The 18,824-nt window shown below is 56.4% G+C and carries 14 protein-coding genes; 9 read left to right on the forward strand and 5 right to left on the reverse strand.

The window, feature by feature from the left end; translation table 11 throughout:
* The first annotated feature begins 197 nt into the window (after positions 1 to 197).
* Together amiA and hemF are read left to right on the forward strand one after the other, a co-directional pair.
* Entirely contained in the window at positions 198 to 1,073 is an 876-nt protein-coding gene (gene amiA, locus ACB496_RS15880) for an N-acetylmuramoyl-L-alanine amidase AmiA (RefSeq protein ID WP_102104949.1), read from the forward strand.
* Entirely contained in the window at positions 1,070 to 1,969 is a 900-nt protein-coding gene (hemF, locus tag ACB496_RS15885) for an oxygen-dependent coproporphyrinogen oxidase (protein WP_100779365.1), read from the forward strand. The genes amiA and hemF overlap by 4 nt, the downstream gene beginning before the upstream one ends.
* 27 nt (positions 1,970 to 1,996) lie before the next feature.
* On the opposite strand, the gene maeB is transcribed toward hemF, so the two are convergent.
* Positions 1,997 to 4,276 (reverse strand): NADP-dependent oxaloacetate-decarboxylating malate dehydrogenase, encoded by a 2,280-nt coding sequence (gene maeB, locus ACB496_RS15890; RefSeq protein ID WP_102104951.1) that lies wholly within the window; start codon positions 4,274 to 4,276, stop codon positions 1,997 to 1,999.
* Positions 4,277 to 4,568: 292 nt separating this feature from the next.
* Here maeB and tal point away from each other — a divergent pair, with 292 nt between their 5' ends.
* The gene (gene tal, locus ACB496_RS15895) at positions 4,569 to 5,519 is read left to right on the forward strand and encodes a transaldolase (protein ID WP_371973051.1); all 951 of its coding nucleotides are present in this window, start codon (positions 4,569 to 4,571) and stop codon (positions 5,517 to 5,519) included.
* 19 nt (positions 5,520 to 5,538) lie between these two features.
* Complete coding sequence (gene tkt / locus ACB496_RS15900; RefSeq protein ID WP_371973052.1) at positions 5,539 to 7,527, forward strand: transketolase; 1,989 nt, start codon at positions 5,539 to 5,541, stop codon at positions 7,525 to 7,527.
* A 33-nt stretch (positions 7,528 to 7,560) separates the two neighbouring features.
* On the opposite strand, the gene ACB496_RS15905 is transcribed toward tkt, so the two are convergent.
* The 3 genes from ACB496_RS15905 to aegA form a co-directional block, all read right to left on the reverse strand.
* Complete coding sequence (locus tag ACB496_RS15905; RefSeq protein WP_107703149.1) at positions 7,561 to 8,604, reverse strand: DUF1176 domain-containing protein; 1,044 nt, start codon at positions 8,602 to 8,604, stop codon at positions 7,561 to 7,563.
* 124 nt (positions 8,605 to 8,728) lie between these two features.
* A complete protein-coding gene (gene nudK, locus ACB496_RS15910; RefSeq protein WP_371973053.1) occupies positions 8,729 to 9,301 on the reverse strand; it encodes a GDP-mannose pyrophosphatase NudK in 573 nt (190 codons plus the stop codon).
* Positions 9,302 to 9,366: 65 nt separating this feature from the next.
* Positions 9,367 to 11,343, reverse strand: coding sequence for a formate-dependent uric acid utilization protein AegA (aegA, locus tag ACB496_RS15915; RefSeq protein WP_371973054.1), 1,977 nt, complete (start codon positions 11,341 to 11,343; stop codon positions 9,367 to 9,369).
* Between the two features lie 178 nt (positions 11,344 to 11,521).
* On the opposite strand from aegA, the gene narQ reads away from it, so the two are divergent.
* Positions 11,522 to 13,213, forward strand: a complete 1,692-nt coding sequence (gene narQ, locus ACB496_RS15920; protein ID WP_371973055.1) for a nitrate/nitrite two-component system sensor histidine kinase NarQ — start codon at positions 11,522 to 11,524, stop codon at positions 13,211 to 13,213.
* Positions 13,214 to 13,412: 199 nt separating this feature from the next.
* Complete coding sequence (gene acrD / locus ACB496_RS15925; protein WP_100779356.1) at positions 13,413 to 16,526, forward strand: multidrug efflux RND transporter permease AcrD; 3,114 nt, start codon at positions 13,413 to 13,415, stop codon at positions 16,524 to 16,526.
* A gap of 114 nt (positions 16,527 to 16,640) precedes the next feature.
* On the opposite strand, the gene ypfM is transcribed toward acrD, so the two are convergent.
* Positions 16,641 to 16,700 carry a protein YpfM gene (ypfM, locus tag ACB496_RS15930; protein ID WP_100780840.1) on the reverse strand — a complete coding sequence of 20 codons (60 nt, stop codon included), beginning with the start codon at positions 16,698 to 16,700 and terminating at the stop codon, positions 16,641 to 16,643.
* 389 nt (positions 16,701 to 17,089) lie between these two features.
* On the opposite strand from ypfM, the gene ACB496_RS15935 reads away from it, so the two are divergent.
* From ACB496_RS15935 to ACB496_RS15945, 3 genes are read left to right on the forward strand one after another with little or no spacing between them, the layout of a single operon-like run.
* The gene (locus ACB496_RS15935; RefSeq protein WP_371973056.1) at positions 17,090 to 17,437 is read left to right on the forward strand and encodes an ArsC family reductase; all 348 of its coding nucleotides are present in this window, start codon (positions 17,090 to 17,092) and stop codon (positions 17,435 to 17,437) included.
* Positions 17,438 to 17,447: 10 nt separating this feature from the next.
* Positions 17,448 to 18,575, forward strand: coding sequence for a succinyl-diaminopimelate desuccinylase (gene dapE, locus ACB496_RS15940; RefSeq protein ID WP_107703144.1), 1,128 nt, complete (start codon positions 17,448 to 17,450; stop codon positions 18,573 to 18,575).
* Positions 18,576 to 18,600: 25 nt separating this feature from the next.
* The gene (locus ACB496_RS15945) at positions 18,601 to 18,798 is read left to right on the forward strand and encodes a YpfN family protein (RefSeq protein ID WP_059179411.1); all 198 of its coding nucleotides are present in this window, start codon (positions 18,601 to 18,603) and stop codon (positions 18,796 to 18,798) included.
* Positions 18,799 to 18,824 lie beyond the last annotated feature (26 nt).

Here is an 18,824-nt window from a genome sequence, read left to right on the forward strand (position 1 = left end):
TGGGTTTAAAAACAGTGATTATGGCGCGAACGCCGCCAATAGCCAATAAGCGGCGAAAAATGTGCGAAAATTTGGCATAATGTCACTCTGTCACGTATTGAAATGAAAAGTAAAACAATTCTCAACAAGGACTGTCGTCACGCTAAACGCGATACGATATAACACCAGGACCCCCAATTTTTTACAATTCAGGCCGCATGAGCACATTCAAACCTTTAAAAACACTCACATCGCGTCGTCAGGTTCTCAAAGCGGGGCTGGCGGCCTTGACGTTAACAGGCATCGCACAGGCACAGGCTAAAGACGATAGCACCCTGAAAACCAGCAATGGACACAGTAAGCCCAAGGTAAAAAAAGCCGGGGCAAAACGGGTGGTGATGCTCGATCCGGGACACGGCGGAATCGACACCGGCGCAATTGGTCGCAACGGCTCGAAAGAGAAACATGTGGTGCTAGCGATCGCCAAAAACGTGCGCTCGATTCTGCGCAGTAACGGCATTGACGCGCGTCTGACGCGCAGCGGCGATACCTTTATCCCGCTGTATGACCGCGTTGAGATCGCCCACCAGCACGGCGCGGATCTGTTTATGTCGATTCACGCCGATGGATTTACCAACCCGAGCGCCGCGGGTGCGTCGGTGTTTGCCCTCTCCAACCGCGGTGCGAGTAGCGCCATGGCGAAATACTTATCCGATCGCGAGAACCGCGCGGATGAAGTGGCGGGTAAAAAAACCACCGATAAAGACCATCTCCTGCAGCAGGTGCTGTTCGATCTGGTGCAAACCGACACCATCAAAAACAGCCTGACGCTCGGGTCGCATATTCTAAAGAAGATCAAACCGGTGCATCGCCTGCACAGTAAAGGCACGGAACAGGCGGCGTTTGTGGTACTGAAATCACCGTCAATTCCGTCCGTGCTGGTCGAGACATCGTTCATCACGAACCCGGAAGAAGAGCGTCTGCTCGGCACCACTGCGTTTCGCCAGAAGATCGCCAACGCCATCGCCTCCGGAGTGATCAGTTACTTCAACTGGTTTGATAATCAAAAAGCGCATTCGACGAGACGTAAATGAAACCGAACTCTCAGCAGGTCAAAGCGTTTCTGCTGCAACTGCAGGATCAGATTTGCCAGAAACTGGCCGCCGTCGACGGGGGCGAATTTCAGGAAGACAACTGGCAGCGCGAGGCTGGCGGCGGCGGGCGCAGCCGCGTGCTGCGTAACGGCGGCGTGTTTGAGCAGGCAGGCGTTAACTTCTCTCACGTTCACGGTGACGCCATGCCGGCCTCAGCCACCGCGCATCGCCCGGAGCTGGCCGGACGCAGTTTTGAAGCCATGGGCGTCTCATTGGTCGTTCATCCGCACAGCCCGTTTGTGCCCACCAGCCACGCCAACGTGCGCTTTTTCATCGCCGAGAAACCGGGTGCCGATCCGGTGTGGTGGTTTGGCGGCGGCTTCGATTTAACGCCCTACTACGGCTTTGAAGAGGACGCCGTTCACTGGCACCGCACCGCGCGTGATATTTGTCAGCCCTTTGGCGAAGAGGTTTATCCGAAGTACAAGAAGTGGTGCGACGACTATTTCTATCTCAAGCACCGGAACGAACAGCGCGGGATTGGCGGCTTGTTCTTTGACGATTTGAATGCGCCCGATTTTGATACAGCGTTCAGCTTTATGCAGGCGGTTGGCGAAGGCTATACGGACGCCTACCTGCCGATTGTCGAGCGGCGCAAAGGGACGGATTACGGCGTGCGCGAGCGTGAGTTCCAGCTTTATCGTCGCGGGCGTTACGTGGAGTTCAATCTGGTGTGGGATCGCGGCACGCTGTTTGGACTACAAACCGGCGGGCGCACGGAGTCGATTCTGATGTCGATGCCGCCGCTGGTGCGCTGGGAATATAATTTCGAGCCAAAAGAAGGCAGCCCGGAGGCTGCCTTGAGTGAGTTTCTGAAAGTCCGCGAGTGGGTTTAACACCCGACAGCACAGACGACGCCGCGCTTACAGCGGCTGCGTCTGTGCTTCGACCACCGCCAGCGCAACCATGTTGACGATACGACGCACGGACGCAATCTGCGTCAACACATGTACCGGTTTTGCGACGCCCATCAGTACCGGCCCCACGGTTACCCCTTCAGAACTGGAAACACGCAGCAAGTTATAGCTGATACGCGCCGCTTCCACGTTCGGCATAATCAGCACGTTCGCCGAGCCTTTCAGCGGGCTGTCCGGCATCCGCTCGTTTCGGATACTCTCAACCAGCGCGGCATCACCGTGCATCTCACCATCAATCATCAGCTCCGGCGCGCGTTCACGCACCAGCTCCAGCGTCTGGCGCATTTTGCAGGCCGCCGCGGATTTGGATGAACCAAAGTTAGAGTGCGACAGCAGCGCCACTTTCGGTTCGATACCAAAACGACGAACGGTCTCCGCCGCCATCACGGTGATTTCCGCCAGCTCTTCCGGCGTCGGATCGTCGTTGACGTAGGTATCGGCAATAAAGGTGTTACCGCTTGGCAGCAGCAGCGCATTCATCGCCCCCGCCGTATGCACGCCATCGCGATAGCCGAAGATCTCCTGCACCACGCTGAAGTGCTCGTGATAATCGCCAATCGTCCCGCAGATCAGGGCGTCAGCTTCGCCACGATGAACCATGATCGCACCGATCACCGTGGTGTTGCTGATCACCGCGCGCTGCGCCTGCTCCTGAGTGATCCCCCGGCGTTTCATAATGCTGTAGTACTCGCTCCAGTACTCTTTGAAGCGCGGATCCGATTCGTTGTTCACGATTTCAAAATCGACACCCGGTTTGATCTGCAAACCAAGTTTCTGGATGCGCATTTCGATCACGCTCGGACGACCAATCAGAATCGGTTTCGCCAGCCCTAAGGTGATCAGCTCCTGCGTCGCATGCAGCACACGCGCCTCTTCGCCTTCGGCCAGCACCACGCGTTTAGCGTCGGCGCGCGCCTGCGAGAAGATCGGCTTCATGAACAGGTTCGTTTTGTAGACAAACTCGGTCAGCTTATCGATATAAGCGTCGAAGTCCTCAATCGGGCGCGTCGCCACGCCGGAATCCATCGCTGCTTTGGCAACGGCCGGGGCGATTTTGACGATTAAACGCGGGTCGAACGGTTTCGGAATGATGTAGTCCGGGCCGAAGCTCAGATCCTGATCGCCATACGCCGAGGCCACCACTTCGCTCTGCTCCGCATGGGCCAGCTCCGCAATCGCATGGACAGCCGCGAGCTTCATCTCTTCGTTAATCGCCGTGGCACCCACGTCCAGCGCACCGCGGAAGATGAACGGGAAGCACAGCACGTTGTTGACCTGGTTTGGATAGTCGGAACGGCCAGTACAAATAATGGCGTCTTCACGCACGGATTTCGCCAGCGGCGGCAGAATTTCCGGCTCCGGGTTTGCCAGCGCCAGAATCATAGGCGCACGCGCCATTTTCGTGACCATTTCCGGGGTCAGCACTTTCGGGCCAGAGCAGCCGAGGAAGATATCCGCCCCTTCAATCACATCGTCCAGCGTGCGTTTGCCGTCATCCACCACCGCGTAGGCGGCTTTGGTTTCTGCCATGTTCGGCTCGCGATCTTTATAGATAACGCCTTTCGAATCGCAGACCACGATATTGTGTTTCTGCATGCCCAGCGCCACCAGCAGGTTCATACAGGCAATCGCTGCCGCACCCGCGCCGGAAACAACCATGCGCACATCGGAAAGGTTTTTCTCGACCACGCGCAGTCCGTTCAGAATGGCCGCCGTGCTAATGATCGCCGTGCCGTGTTGGTCATCGTGGAACACGGGAATGTTCATACGTTCACGCAGTTTCTGCTCAATGTAGAAACATTCCGGCGCTTTGATGTCTTCAAGGTTGATGCCGCCAAAGGTTGGCTCCAGCGCGGCCACAACGTTAATAAATTTGTCCGGGTCCAGCTCATCCACTTCAATATCAAACACGTCGATACCGGCGAATTTCTTGAACAGTACGCCCTTCCCTTCCATCACCGGCTTACCGGCCAGCGCCCCGATATTGCCAAGCCCGAGCACCGCGGTGCCGTTGGAAATGACCGCCACCAGGTTGCCGCGAGCGGTGTATTTGTAGGCCGCTAACGGATCTTTTTCGATCTCAAGGCAAGGCGCGGCAACGCCGGGTGAATAGGCCAGCGCCAGATCGCGCTGCGTGGCGAGTGGCTTAGTGGGGGAAACCTGGATTTTGCCCGGTACAGGGAATTGATGAAAATCGAGGGCACTCTGTCTTAACTGATCATCCATCTTATTGTTCCTTTCACGTATCGATCAAAAAGGGTGGCGTACTCACGTTCCTGATGCTCACCCTGGAGTGGCGCATAGTATCGCCCCTGCGGACGGTTCAAACTTTGAAGGCAGCCAAACTCTCACCATCGCAGGGCAAAATTTGTTATCAATTTATAACAACCATGTTACCCACTCCCGAAAGCAATGCCTCCCCCGTCTGCTATGCTTTTTTGTTAAGTACGTCATGTATTTCGCAGAAGTGTGAACGAACGCACTCGCTTAACTCTGTTATTTCTAAGGAGTCATTTCCATGAATCAATTAGACGGCATCAAACAATTCACCACGGTTGTCGCCGACAGTGGCGATATCGAGTCCATCCGCCACTATCAACCGGAAGATGCGACCACCAACCCGTCACTGCTGCTGAAGGCGGCCGGCCTTGCGCACTTTAGCCACCTGATCGATGACGCTATCGACTACGGCAAACAGCGCGGCAAAACTCAGGAGCAGAAAGTGGCGGAGGCCAGCGACAAACTGGCGGTCAATATCGGTGCGGAAATTCTGAAAAGCATCCCGGGACGCGTCTCGACGGAAGTGGACGCACGCCTGTCATTCGACAAAGAAAAGAGCATCGCCAAAGCGCGCCGCCTGGTGGAGCTGTACCAGGAGCAGGATATCGATAAATCGCGCATTCTGATTAAACTCGCCTCCACCTGGGAGGGCATTCGTGCCGCCGAAGTGCTGGAAAAAGAGGGGATCAACTGCAACCTGACGCTGCTGTTCTCCTTTGCCCAGGCGCGTGCCTGCGCCGAAGCGGGCGTGTTCCTCGTCTCGCCGTTTGTTGGCCGTATATACGACTGGTATCAGGCGAAACAGCCAATGGAGCCGTACGTGGTGGAAGAAGATCCGGGCGTGAAATCGGTGCGTAATATCTACGATTACTTCAAACAGCACCGCTATGAAACCATCGTGATGGGGGCCAGCTTCCGCCGCACCGAGCAGATCCTGGCGCTGGCAGGCTGCGACCGCCTGACCATCTCCCCTAATCTGCTGAAAGATCTGCAGGAAAAAGAAGAACCGGTGGTGCGTAAGCTCATCCCAACCTCAACCGTCCTGCCAAAACCGAAGCCGCTCACCGAAGCCGAGTTCCGCTGGGAACATAATCAGGACGCGATGGCCGTGGATAAACTGGCCGAAGGCATCCGCCTTTTCGCCGTTGACCAGCGCAAACTGGAAGATCTTCTCGCCGCCAAACTTTAATCATGCCATGGAGTGAATTATGTCCCGTAAAGAGCTAGCCAATGCCATTCGCGCCCTCAGCATGGATGCGGTACAAAAAGCCAATTCTGGCCACCCCGGCGCGCCGATGGGCATGGCCGATATCGCCGAAGTGCTGTGGAATGACTTCCTGAAACACAACCCGACGGACCCAACCTGGTATGACCGCGACCGCTTTATTCTCTCTAACGGTCACGCCTCGATGCTGTTGTATAGCCTGCTGCACCTTTCCGGCTACGACCTGCCGCTCGAAGAGCTGAAAAACTTCCGTCAGCTGCACTCTAAAACGCCGGGCCACCCAGAGCTGGGCTATACGCCGGGTGTGGAAACCACCACCGGTCCCCTCGGCCAGGGGCTGGCGAACGCCGTCGGGCTGGCGATTGCCGAACGCACGCTGGGCGCGCAGTTCAACCAGCCGGATCATGAGATTGTCGATCACTTCACCTACGTATTTATGGGCGACGGCTGTCTGATGGAGGGGATTTCCCACGAGGTCTGCTCGCTGGCGGGGACGCTTGGGCTTGGCAAACTGATCGGTTTTTACGATCACAACGGCATTTCCATCGACGGGGAGACCGAAGGCTGGTTCACCGACGATACGGCAAAACGCTTCGAGGCCTATCACTGGCATGTGGTGCATGAAATCGACGGTCACGACCCGGAAGCAATCAAGAAAGCGATTCTCGAAGCCCAGAGCGTGAAGGATAAACCGTCGCTGATTATCTGCCGTACGGTGATTGGCTTCGGCTCGCCTAACAAAGCGGGCAAAGAGGAGGCGCACGGCGCGGCGCTGGGTGAAGAGGAAGTGGCGCTGACGAGGCAGAAACTGGGCTGGAAATACCCGGCCTTTGAGATCCCGAAAGAGATTTACAAAGCCTGGGACGCACGCGAGGACGGCGAAAAAGCCCAGCAGGCGTGGAATGAAAAATTCAGCGCTTACAAAAAGGCGCATCCTGATTTGGCGGCTGAGTTCTCACGACGCATGAGCGGCGGCCTGCCGGACGAATGGGAAGCGAAAACTCAGGCGCTAATTGACGATCTCCAGGCCAATCCGGCGAAAATCGCCACCCGTAAAGCGTCGCAAAATACCCTTAACGTCATCGGCCCGATTTTGCCGGAGCTGCTGGGCGGCTCGGCGGACTTGGCCCCAAGTAACCTGACAATCTGGTCCGGCTCGACCTCCCTGAAAGAGGATATCTCCGGAAACTACATCCACTACGGCGTGCGCGAGTTCGGGATGACGGCCATCGCCAACGGCATCGCCCATCACGGCGGATTTGTCCCTTACACCGCCACCTTCCTGATGTTTGTTGAATATGCCCGTAACGCGGCGCGTATGGCGGCGCTGATGAAAGCGCGGCAGATTATGGTCTACACCCACGACTCTATCGGACTGGGGGAAGACGGCCCGACGCACCAGGCGGTTGAACAGCTCGCCAGCCTGCGCCTGACGCCAAACTTCAGCACCTGGCGGCCTTGCGATCAGGTCGAAGCGGCTGTAGGCTGGAAGCTGGCGGTTGAGCGCCACACCGGGCCGACGGCGCTGATCCTGTCGCGTCAGAATCTGGCGCAGATCGAGCGCACGCCGGAGCAGGTAAAAAATATCGCCCGTGGGGGTTACATCCTGAAAGACAGCGGCGGTAAGCCGGATGTGATTTTGATTGCGACAGGTTCGGAAATTGAAATCACGGTGAAAGCGGCGGAGAAGCTGGCCGCCGAAGGACACGCCGTTCGCGTGGTGTCTCTGCCTTCGACGGATATTTTTGATGCGCAGGATGAGGCCTACCGGGAATCCGTGCTCCCTTCAAACGTCGCCGCGCGCGTGGCCGTGGAGGCGGGGATTGCCGACTACTGGTACAAATATGTCGGCCTGAAAGGGGCTATCGTCGGGATGACGGGGTACGGTGAATCGGCCCCAGCAGATAAGCTGTTCCCGTACTTTGGCTTTACGGTTGAGAACGTGGTCGAGAAGGCGCTCGGCGTGCTGTAGTTCGCGCTTAAGTGCGTGATCGTACCGAGCAGGTTAGCGCGTAATCCACAACGTGGGCCAGGCATCTGGCCCATGCCAGTTATCGCAGCTCGGCTCTTCGGCATACCGCACCAGACGAAAACGCTGGCCGTCAAAACGCCAGCGGGTCTGGATACCGCAGTCGCCCATACCACGCCCTAACGCCAGGGTCGTCAGTTCACGCGTTTTCTCATCAAAGCGGGCATTCATCAGCTCCATCTCGCTGCTCTCGCTCGACGAGACAAACGGCAGACGCAGCCGCACGGTTCGGGCGGCAAACGGCTTTTTACGCGACACCAGCCACGCCAGATCCACCGTGTTGTAGGCCCCCGCTTCGCAGCTTATCATCAGCAACGCTTTGTCATCCGTTAAGGCCATTACCCGCACTTCGCGACGGTTAGGGTCGAGCGAACACTGGCTGTTGTTCATGCGCCAGCTGCCGTAATCCAGCAGATCGTTCAGCTCTTCATGCGTCAGGGGCGTCGGCGTCGGATTGACCACCGCGACCTCTTTCAGCGCCGGAGCCGGTGGCACGCTCAGCGGCGGTTCGTCGCCCTTTTTAATCCACGCGGTTTCGTTTCCCACACGCTTTTGCTGGGAATCAATAAACAATAATGCCGCCTTCAGCCCGGCCAGAGAGACAATCTGTTTTCCGCCTTTGAGCGTCAGCGCCTCCCCTTCCTGAATGGTTTTCAGAAACGCGGCGATAGTCGCAGTATCATCGGTCACCAGATGCCATGGCGACAGCTTCCAGCGCTGCGCATCCAGCGACAACGGCGCACCGTCCAGCAGCAGACGCGGCGCGATGGGCGCTTCTTTCACCGGCGACGTTTCCAGCCCCCCCAGATCAATCCGCAGATTGGCATCCGTTTTGGCCCCCGCGCTGCGGCTTAGCGTCATCACCAGCCCCTGATGCTCACCGGTATTGCGCGCGACGCAAAAGTTCTGGTTGTTGCAGGTGACCTGCCAGTCAGAAAACGACTGCTGTGCAGGCGCCGCCCAAACCAGTGGCAGAGGCAGTATGCTGAGGAATAAAAAAAGAAGAATGCTGTGACGCATGAAAGGCACAATCCCGGAAGCAGAAACTCGAAAACTGGCTGTATCTTCGTGTTCTGTCCGGGGTTGCTCAATCGGATTTATCGGATAGATTTATCTGGATTATGATTTAGCGATAGTTTATTAATCAAGACATTAGGCCAGACAGCTGTAAATACTGTAGCAGTATCAACGCCTTACCATCACGAATTTCACCGGTTTTTACCATTTCCAGCGCCTGAGTATAAGGAATTTCCAGCACGTCGATGGCTTCGTCCTCAACGCCGCCGCCCGCGTTGCTGCGCTGTGCGTCGGTGTATTCGGCGATAAAGAAGTGGATAAGCTCCGTCACGCCGCCGGGGGACATGTACAGCTCGAACAGCTTCGTGACTTCTCCCACTTCAAAGCCCGTCTCTTCGATGGCTTCCTTGCGGATACAGACTTCAGGTTCGTCGTTATCCAGCAGCCCGGCGCAGGTTTCGATCAGGCGCCCGTCCGGGTTGCCGTTCACCCAGGTCGCGATGCGGAACTGGCGGATCAGCACGACAGTTTGCTTTTCACGACTGTATAACAGGATGGTGGCACCGTTGCCGCGATCATAGACTTCGCGCTTGTGGCGGACGACGTCGCCATGGTGAGTTAAATCGTAGGTAATGTTGCGCAGGACAAAATAATTTTCTGAAAGGATTTTATCTTTGATGATCTCAATTTTCAGGCTCATACGGGCTCCAGGACGTAATGAGTGATTCATAGTACGCCGAGAAGCCCGCTTTGTCGCCCCGCTGATTAGTGGGAGTTTGGCCGTTTGATTTGCAGCCAGTCCATCATCCCTTGTGCGGCGTGACGCCCTTCGGCCATTGCCGTAACCACCAGATCAGCACCGCGCACCGCGTCACCGCCGGCAAAAATCTGCGGATGGCTGGTCTGGTAGCGATAGGGACTGTCCACGCTCGCCACGATACGCCCCCAGTCGTCGACGTTCACCCCCTGCGCCTGTAGCCACGGCATCGAGTGCGGGTTAAAGCCAAACGCCATGATCACCGCATCAGCAGGCATCACAAACTCGCTCCCCTCGACAGGCACCGGACGCCGCCGCCCCTGCGCATCCGGTTCACCAAGCCGGGTGCGCAGCAGGCGAATGCCGTTCACCTTGCCCGACGCATCCAGAACCAGTTCGACGGGCTGCACGTTGAATTCAAAGTGCGCCCCCTCCTCTTTGGCGTTCTTGACCTCTTTTTTCGAGCCAGGCATGTTGGCCTCATCCCGACGATAGGCGCAGGTTACTTTTGCCGCCTGATGGCGCAGCGCGGTGCGCACACAGTCCATCGCCGTATCCCCGCCGCCGAGTACCACCACGTTTAATCCAGCGACATCGATAAAGGGTTCGGACGCTGAGGCCGCCAGCCCCATCAGATGGCGGGTATTCGCCACCAGGAAAGGCAAAGCGTCATACACTCCCGGCGCATCTTCGTGCGGAATGCCCGCTTTCATCGAGCGATAGGTTCCCACACCGATAAACACCGCGTCGTATTCGCCGAGCAACTGAGACATCGGCAGGTCTTTACCCACTTCACAGTTGAGTTCGAACTGTATTCCCATGGCGGTGAAAATCTCCCGTCGCCGTGCCAGCAGGGATTTATCCAGTTTGAACGCCGGAATACCAAAGGTGAGTAATCCGCCGATCTCCGGGTGCCGGTCATAGACCGTGACGCTCACGCCGTGGCGGATCAGCACGTCGGCACAGGCCAGCCCCGCAGGGCCTGCGCCAACAATCGCAATACGCTTATCGACAGGCGCGACGCCGGTCAAATCGGGCCGCCAGCCTGCCGCCAGCGCCTGGTCAGAGATGTAGCGTTCGATATTGCCAATGGTTACCGCGCCGGATTCATCGCGTACCGTGCAGGCCCCTTCGCACAACCGGTCCTGCGGACAGACGCGCCCGGTGATATCCGGCAAACAGTTGGTCTGATGGGACAGTTCCACCGCCGCGTCGATATCCCCGGCTTTTACGCGCTCGATCCACTGCGGAATGTGGTTGTGCAATGGACAGGTCCATTCGCAGATGGAGTGCTCTCCGCATTTCAGGCAGCGTGCCGCTTCGCGGTGCGCCTGCTCTGCGCGAAACGGCAGATAGATTTCATCGAAATTGCCTGCACGCGCCTGCGGGCTGAGCTTATCCGGCTCGCCGCGCGCCGTGAGGGCCTGCATTTGCTGGATTTTGGTGTGCGGTGACGCAACCGGCGTTGCCTCGCTGTGCCACGGCTGAGCTTCCTGGCAGGCAGCGCGCAAACGGCGGGCTTTCGCCAGACGATGCAGCACTTCTGGCGTCACCAGCGTCAGGGCATCGGCCGGACAATTCTCCACGCACGCCGGGCCCTGCGGCCTGTCGTGGCACAAATCGCATTTGTGCGCCGTGGCTTTGACCTGTCCGTCGGACACGGGTGTGACTACGATCTCCATCGTGCCAAACGGACAGGCGACCACACAGGCTTTGCAACCAATGCATTTTTGCTGATTCACCTGTACGCTGTCGTTGCTTTTGCCGATCGCCCCATTGGGGCAGCTTTGCGCGCAGGGGGCGTTTTCGCAGTGATGACAAGTGACCGCGCTGCGCCGTTTACCCTCTTTCAGCACCGTAATGCGCGGGATAAACTGGCGCTGGCTTAAAACATGTTGTTCATGATTGTGCGCCATCACGCAGGCGACTTCGCAAGCGTGACAGCCAATACATTGCAGGTTATCGGCCATAATAAAACGATTCATAAAGGCACCTGTTCTGGTAGCATTAACCCTATTTTTTATAAGAATATTGACGACCCCGATAGTCCCAGGCAATGGTCATTTGCCCAAGTTATGGGACTAATGACGACATCCCTGCGGCAGATCAATTTATTTCATCGCAGGTGAAATTGCGTTTCAGTTACATTCAGGAAGCCGAGTTGTGATCGTTAAACGTCCTGTATCAGGAAGCCTGGCCCGGGCTTTCATCTCCATTATTTTGCTCTCCGTTCTGACCAGCGGCATTGCGTTGATGACGCTTGCCAGCAGTCTGCGCGATGCCGAAGCCATTAATATTGCAGGCTCTTTACGCATGCAAAGTTACCGGCTCGGCTACGATCTGGAGCGCAACAGCGCTGATTTTTCCGCCCACCGTCTCCACTGGCAAAACACCCTGAACTTGCCCGTCCTGCAAGAACTCGATCGCTGGTATGTACCGGCGTCGGTGAAAACGGGATATCAGCAGCTGCAGCTGGCGTGGGCCGAGATGGACAACCATCTCGAAGCGGGAGATAAAACCTGGTATCAGGACCATATTCAGCAATATGTGGAGCGTATCGATACCTTCGTGCTGGCTCTTCAGCACTATGCAGAACATAAAATGCAGCTGGTGGTCGCCATTTCCCTGGCGGGTGGCGTGGGGATTTTGCTGCTGGTGGTTATGACCCTGCGCGGGATCCGCCGGGAGGTGGTCGCACCGCTCAATCATCTGGTGTTCGCCAGCCAGAAAATGGAACAGGGGAATTTCGACATTCAGGCCGAGGACACGCACCTGCCCAACGAGCTGGGGCTGCTCTCGCGCACCTTCAACCATATGTCCGCCGAGCTACATAAACACTATCGCTCGCTGGAAATTACGGTCGAAGAGAAGACTCGTCACCTGAACGAAGCCCACCAGCAGCTCGAAATGCTGTTCAAGTGCTCTCAGGCGCTGAATACCAGCCAGATAGACCCCCATAGTTTCCGCCATATCATCCAGATGGTTCAGGAATACACGGGAATGAGCTATCTGGAACTGCAGGCCAGCGATAACTGGCAGCTGTGTGAAGGGGTGAAAAAAGCGGAACAGCAGACCTTCACCCTGCCGGTGGTTATGCAGGAGACGCGCTTCGGTGAGCTGCGCTGGCAGAGCGAAAACATCGTGCCGGAGCCGCTGATGAAAAACGTGGCGACGATGCTTGGGCGCGGGCTCTATTTCAATCAGGCGCAAAAGCATTTCCAGCAGTTGCTGCTGATGGAAGAGCGCGCCACCATTGCCCGCGAACTGCACGACTCGCTGGCGCAGGTGCTCTCCTACCTGCGCATTCAACTGGCGCTGCTCAAGCGTGCGGTGCCGGACGATAACGTCCCGGCGCAGACCATCATCACCGACTTCTCACGCGAGCTGAACAACGCCTGGCGCCAGCTCCGCGAGCTGTTGACCACTTTCCGCCTGACGCTGAACCACTCCAATCTTCCCGCGGCTTTGCAGGAGGCACTCGAAGGGCTACAAAGCCAGACCCGTGCGAAACTGGAGCTGGACTGTCGCCTCTCGTCCCTGGCGCTGGATGCGCAAAAGCAGGTTCATCTGCTGCAGATCGTGCGTGAGGCGGTGCTGAACGCCATCAAACACGCCGACGCGACGGTGATTACGGTCAGTTGCGTGACTGCACCGGATGGCGAGCACACGGTCTATATTCGGGATAATGGCATTGGGATCGGCGACGCCAGCGAACCGCCAGGACACTACGGTCTGAACATTATGCGCGAACGTGCGGAGCGACTGGGCGGCACGCTCGGCTTTTCGCAGCCGCAAAATGGCGGGACGCAGGTGTGTATTCGTTTTCGCACGCCGGAACCTGAAGCGGGTAAATAACGGTAAATTGCCGGAAACCGTCATGCCGATGCGACGCCACCAGGTAATAATCGACAGGGCGGAAAGTTAACAAGGCGCTGTAAATGCGCATGATAATTTACACTATCTCCTTTTTTTCTCCACGTTTGGCATCCGCCTTGCCGCTAGAGTTAAGCGGGCAATAAACAATAACGATGCAAGCTTACGAGGTCTTACTTTAATGGCGAATTTTTTCATTGATCGCCCCATTTTTGCCTGGGTGCTGGCAATTATTTTATGTCTGACGGGCACTCTCGCTATTTTGTCTTTACCTGTGGAGCAATACCCCGACCTGGCTCCGCCGAACGTGCGTATTACCGCGAACTATCCGGGCGCATCGGCGCAAACGCTGGAAAATACGGTCACTCAGGTGATTGAACAGAATATGACCGGGCTGGATAACCTGATGTACATGTCGTCCCAGAGCAGCGCGACTGGTCAGGCGACGGTGACGTTAAGCTTTACCGCCGGTTCCGATCCCGATGAAGCGGTGCAGCAGGTGCAAAACCAGCTGCAGTCGGCAATGCGTAAGCTGCCGCAGGCGGTGCAGAACCAGGGCGTGACGGTGCGTAAAACCGGGGATTCCAACATCCTGACCATCGCCTTCGTCTCGACCGACGGCTCGATGGATAAGCAGGATATCTCGGACTACGTTGCCAGTAATATTCAGGACCCCTTAAGCCGTATTAACGGCGTCGGCGATATCGACGCCTATGGCTCACAGTATTCCATGCGCATCTGGCTGGACCCAGCGAAGCTGAACAGCGTGCAGATGACCGCCACCGATGTGACTAACGCCATCAAATCCCAGAACGCGCAAATCGCCGTCGGGCAACTGGGGGGTACGCCGTCGGTGGATAAACAGGCGCTGAACGCCACCATCAACTCGCAATCTCTGCTCCAGACGCCGCAGCAGTTCCGCGATATCACCCTGCGCGTCAATCAGGACGGTTCCGAAGTGCGGCTCGGCGACGTCGCCACCGTCGAGATGGGTGCCGAAAAATACGACTACCTGAGCCGGTTTAACGGCAATCAGGCATCGGGTATCGGGGTGAAACTGGCCTCCGGCGCGAACGAAATGGCGACCGCGAAGCTGGTCATCGACCGCCTGGATGAGCTGTCCCAGTATTTCCCGCATGGACTGGAATACAAAGTTGCCTATGAAACCACCTCTTTCGTTAAAGCCTCGATTGAGGACGTGGTGAAAACGCTGCTCGAAGCTATCGCGCTGGTCTTCCTCGTGATGTACCTGTTCCTGCAAAACTTCCGCGCCACGCTCATCCCGACCATCGCCGTTCCCGTTGTGCTGCTCGGTACCTTTGCCGTGCTCTATGCCTTTGGTTACAGCATCAACACCCTGACCATGTTTGCGATGGTGCTGGCGATCGGCCTGCTGGTGGACGATGCCATCGTGGTGGTGGAGAACGTCGAGCGCATCATGAGCGAAGAGGGTCTGTCGCCGCGGGAAGCGACGCGCAAATCGATGGGACAAATTCAGGGGGCACTGGTCGGCATCGCGATGGTGCTCTCCGCTGTCTTTGTGCCGATGGCCTTCTTTGGCGGCACCACCGGCGCGATTTACCGCCAGTTCTCGATAACAATCGTCTCAGCGATGGTGCTGTCGGTGCTGGTGGCAATGATCCTGACCCCTGCCCTCTGCGCAACCTTACTCAAGCCGTTACACAAGGGGGAACAGCACGGGCAAAAAGGGTTCTTCGGCTGGTTTAACCGGATGTTCAATCGCAATGCAGCACGGTATGAAGCGGGTGTGGGGAAAATCCTGCACCGCAGCCTGCGCTGGATGCTGATTTACGTTCTGCTGCTCGGCGGGATGGTCTTCTTATTCCTGCGCCTGCCAACTTCGTTCCTGCCGCTGGAAGATCGGGGAATGTTTATCACCTCCGTGCAGCTCCCAAGCGGGGCCACCCAGCAGCAGACGCTGAAGGTGGTTGAGAACGTCGAATCCTATTTCTTCACCAAAGAGAAAGACAATATTGTGTCGGTGTTCTCCACGGTCGGTTCCGGCCCCGGCGGGAACGGGCAGAACGTCGCCCGTATGTTCGTGCGCCTGAAAAACTGGGACGAGCGCGACAGCACGACCGGCTCCTCTTTCGCCATTATCGAGCGCGCCACCAAAGCCTTTAGCCATATCAAAGAGGCGCGCGTTTTCGCCAGCAGCCCGGCGGCGATCAGCGGCCTCGGCAGTTCGGCTGGCTTTGATATGGAATTACAGGATCATGCCGGAGTCGGACACGATGCGCTGATGGCCGCGCGCGACCAGCTGCTCGAACTGGCGGGGAAAGATAAATCGCTTACCCGCGTGCGTCACAACGGTCTGGATGACAGCCCGCAGCTGCAGATTGATATCGATCAGCGCAAGGCGCAGGCGCTGGGCGTGTCTATTGATGATATCAACGACACGCTGCAAACCGCGTGGGGCTCCAGCTATGTGAACGACTTTATGGACCGGGGCCGCGTGAAGAAGGTCTACGTTCAGGCTGCCGCGCCCTATCGTATGCTGCCGGACGACATTAATCTCTGGTATGTGCGTAACAATTCCGGCGGCATGGTGCCCTTCTCCGCCTTTGCCACCTCTCACTGGGAGAGCGGCTCTCCACGACTGGAGCGTTACAACGGCTATTCGGCGCTGGAAATCGTCGGCGAAGCCGCGCCGGGCGTCAGTACCGGTACCGCCATGGACACCATGGAAAAACTGGTGCAGCAGCTACCGGCCGGTTTTGGCCTGGAGTGGACGGCCATGTCCTATCAGGAACGGCTGTCTGGCGCACAGGCCCCTGCTCTGTATGCCGTCTCACTGCTGGTCGTCTTCCTGTGTCTGGCCGCTCTGTATGAAAGCTGGTCGGTGCCGTTCTCGGTGATGCTGGTGGTACCGCTGGGTGTGATTGGCGCGCTGCTCGCCACCTGGATGCGAGGACTTGAAAACGATGTCTACTTCCAGGTGGGGCTGTTGACGGTGATCGGCTTGTCGGCGAAGAACGCCATTCTGATCGTTGAGTTTGCCAATGAGATGAATTCGAAGGGCCACGATCTGCTGTCATCCACGCTTCACGCCTGCCGTCAGCGTCTGCGCCCAATCCTGATGACCTCGCTGGCATTTGTGTTTGGCGTCCTGCCGATGGCCACCAGTTCTGGCGCAGGTTCGAGCAGCCAGCACGCGGTCGGGACCGGCGTAATGGGGGGCATGATCTCCGCGACTATTCTCGCCATTTACTTCGTACCGCTGTTCTTTGTGCTGGTGCGCCAGCGCTTCCCATTAAAAGAAAAGCCGGAGTAATCAGGCAATAAAAAAGGCGGCTTTGATAGCCGCCTTTTTAACGTGTGATTTGTTTGATACCTATCACATCATTTTTATAACTAAATTAAGTGCTCTTGCAGTTCTTCCTGAAGATCATTTACGAAGCATGTCTTCGATAAAATCTTTCCAGTTCCCCAGTTCACGTTCAATCATAACAACCTCTCTTATTATTATGCGTATTCTATGAGAATATATCGTCATTGTGAAGATAATTTAATCAATGGTTACGATTGTGTCCCCCGCTCCTGTGCTGGCCCTGAGACAAATATGGCGCGATTACCTTTAATTTTATGTGACCAATAGCAATATTTAGAAACAACCATACGAGCGGGTGACAATCTTATTCTGGACTGACTTTAAAAGAAATTTTACACGGCTGGACTTTTATGCGTAAAAAATGAAACACTATTCAGCGAACAGTTGTACGTTGAATTAATCGGCATAGCAGAATTAACGATAAGCTGAATGTGTTATATTTCTCTGAACAATTTAAAGTCGAAAAAATTGAACGTTTGTTATTAATAAAGACAAAAGGATTCACGATGATTGTGATGTACGGCATTAAAAATTGCGACACCATCAAAAAAGCACGCCGCTTCCTTGAGGCAAACCACGTTGATTATCGCTTTCATGACTATCGCGCAGATGGCCTGGATGAGGAATTTCTGCATAGCGCCATCGCTGAACTGGGCTGGGAAGCGCTGCTGAATACCCGCGGGACCACCTGGCGAAAACTCGATGAATCAGTACGCAATACCATCACTGACGCCGACAGCGCAGCGAAATTAATGCTCGAAATGCCTGCGATCATCAAACGCCCATTGCTCTGTGCGCCTGGGCAGCCTATGCTGCTGGGTTTTAGTGAATCCAGTTATCAGACTTATATTTGAGGTGTAGTCTATGTCATGCCCGGTCATTGAGCTGACTCAGCAGCTTATTCGCCGTCCCTCCCTTAGCCCGGACGATGCAGGTTGTCAGGCATTAATGATTGAGCGCCTGCGCGCCATTGGTTTTACCGTTGAGCGTATGGATTTTGGCGACACCCAGAACTTCTGGGCATGGCGCGGCCAGGGCGAAACGCTGGCTTTTGCCGGACACACCGATATCGTCCCTGCGGGTGACGCCGATCGCTGGATCAATCCTCCTTTCGAACCCACCATCCGCGATGGCATGCTGTTTGGCCGCGGTGCTGCTGACATGAAAGGCTCGCTGGCTGCGATGGTGGTGGCCGCCGAACGCTTTGTCGCCCAGCACCCGAACCACAAAAATCGTCTCGCGTTTTTGATCACCTCCGACGAAGAAGCCAGCGCCAAAAATGGCACGGTGAAAGTGGTCGAAGCGCTGATGGAACGCCGCGAACGCCTGGATTATTGCCTGGTGGGCGAGCCGTCGAGCACGGAAGTGGTCGGTGACGTGGTGAAAAATGGCCGTCGCGGCTCACTGACCTGCAACCTGACCATCCACGGCGTGCAGGGCCACGTGGCCTATCCGCATCTCGCTGATAACCCGGTACATCGCGCGGCGCCAATGCTGAGCGAGCTGGTGGGGATCGAGTGGGATAAAGGCAATGAATTCTTCCCGCCGACCAGCATGCAGATCGCCAACGTTCAGGCGGGCACCGGCAGCAACAACGTTATTCCGGGCGATCTTTTCGTGCAGTTCAACTTCCGCTTTAGCACGGAACTGACCGACGAGATGATCAAATCCCGCGTGATTGCTCTGCTGGATAAATACGAACTGCGCTACACCCTGGACTGGTGGCTTTCCGGCCAGCCGTTCCTGACCCAGCGCGGCAAGCTGGTGGATGCGGTGGTAAACGCTATCGCGCACTATAATGAGATCAAACCGCAGCTCCTGACGACCGGTGGCACTTCAGACGGACGCTTTATCGCCCGCATGGGTGCGCAGGTTGTCGAACTGGGCCCAGTAAACGCCACCATTCATAAAATCAATGAATGCGTGAACGCGGCTGATTTGCAGCTACTGGCTCGTATGTATCAACGTATTATGGAGCAACTCGTCGCCTGACGACTGCTCTGAGAAGGAATAGCGAATGGACTGGCTGGCAAAATATTGGTGGATTCTGGTGTTGGTGTTTCTGGTAGGCGTGCTGCTGAACGTGATCAAAGATCTGAAGCGCGTGGACCATAAGAAGTTTCTCGCCAACAAACCTGAGCTTCCCCCGCATCGTGATTTTAACGATAAGTGGGACGATGACGACAACTGGCCGAAGAAAGACCAGAAGAAATAGTTTCTAAAACCCCTCTCCCACGGGAG

It is taken from the genome of Lelliottia nimipressuralis, from assembly GCF_041464075.1.
Classification (GTDB): Bacteria; Pseudomonadota; Gammaproteobacteria; order Enterobacterales; family Enterobacteriaceae; genus Enterobacter; species Enterobacter nimipressuralis.